Below are 1492 nucleotides of genomic sequence, written 5' to 3' on the forward strand. Positions count from 1 at the left end.
GCGCGTGCGCGCTGCTGACGGCCGAACCCGCCGGGTCGGCCGAATCCGGCCGGCCGGCCCGGGTCGGGCTGGCGCCGCGCGAGGTCGACGTCCTGGCGTGCGTGGCGGCGGGTGCGACGAACGCCGTCGCGGCCGACCGGCTCGGCGTGACGCCGGAGACCGTCAAGGGGTACCTGCGGTCGGCCATGCGGAAGCTGCGGGCCCGCACCCGGGGCGAGGCCGTGGTCGCCGCGCGCCGGGCGGGGTGGTTGCCGTAAGTTTGTGGTGTTTTCTGTCGCACGTGCTCGTTCGATTCGCCGGAGCGTTCCCGCCGGGGCACCGGCCTCGTGTTCCGCCGCATTCGGGAGACCGATGAATTCGCCCGCCGGCACCCGTTGTTATTTCCCTCACGACACCGTCCCTCCGAAATTCAATGAGCTGTTGCCTAATATTGGCCAGGACACGACACAGGGAGGGGAGCCGTGACCGTGCGACGGGACTTCCAGGAGCCTCCCAGGAGCCGCCCCGACCTGGTCATCGGCCGGGAGGAACTGTTCACCTCGGCCCGTGAGCAGCTCGGCCGGGGCGGCAGTGTGCTGCTCCACGGTCCGGCCGGAATTGGAAAATCCACGGTCCTGCGGGCGCTGGCCGCGGATTACGGCGGTGCGGCGCGGACGGTGTTGCGCTGCTCGGCGACCGAGTCGGAATCCCACCTGCCCTTCCTGGCGCTGGCCGACCTGTTCGGGCTGGTCCTGGAGGACGTGTCGGGGGCGCTGCCCGGTGCCCAGCGCACCGCCCTGGAGTCGGCGCTGACCGGCCGTGGCGAGTCCACGCTCCAGCGGGACGGGCTCGCGCTGCGCCTGGCGGTGCTGTCGGCGCTGCGTGTCCTCGCCGCCAAGGGCCCGGTACTGGTGGTCGCCGACGATCTCCAGTGGCTGGATGCCGCCAGTGCGGAACTGCTCGGCTTCGCGGCCCGCCGACTGGGTGACACGCCCGTGCAGATGCTGTGCGCGGTGCGGACCGAGGGCCAGGAGTACGACCGGCACCTGCCGGCGTCCCCGCCCGACACCCTCGCCGTCCGGCTGGGCCCGCTGAACCGTACGCAGGTCTCGGCCCTGCTCGACCACCGCGGCTACACGCCCCTGTCCCGCTCCACGATCCGCGACATCCACCGCACCAGTGGCGGCAACCCGCTCTTCGCCCTGGAACTGGGCCGGGCCCTGGCCGAGAGCCCCGCCCGGCCGCGCCCGGGCGAGCCGCTGCCGGTGCCCACCTCGCTGCGGGCCCTGGTGCTGAGCAGGCTGGAGATGCTGTCGGACGAGGCGCGCCGCACCCTCTTGGTGGCCAGCGCCGGCGCCCGTCCCACCCTGGCGCTGCTGCACGCGGCCGGACGGGAGCACGCCGAGGCCGAGACGGCCCGGGCGGCCGCCCTGGGGCTGCTCGCCACGGACCCCGAGGCACCGGCCCTGCGGTTCGCGCACCCGCTGATCTCGGCGGCGCTGTACGCGGAGGC

Annotated in this window: 2 protein-coding genes; both read left to right on the forward strand. The window is 74.0% G+C overall.

Features of this window, described 5'->3' with window-relative positions:
- The coding region (locus GTY56_RS30735; RefSeq protein ID WP_161368558.1) for a response regulator transcription factor at nt 1–257 on the forward strand (257 nt) is incomplete at its 5' end.
- 204 nt (nt 258–461) lie between these two features.
- A partial coding sequence (locus tag GTY56_RS30740) for an AAA family ATPase (protein ID WP_161368559.1) occupies nt 462–1492 on the forward strand: 1031 nt, incomplete at its 3' end.

Source organism: Streptomyces sp. SID5643 (genome assembly GCF_009872555.1).
In the GTDB taxonomy this organism is placed as follows: domain Bacteria; phylum Actinomycetota; class Actinomycetes; order Streptomycetales; family Streptomycetaceae; genus Streptomyces; species Streptomyces iakyrus.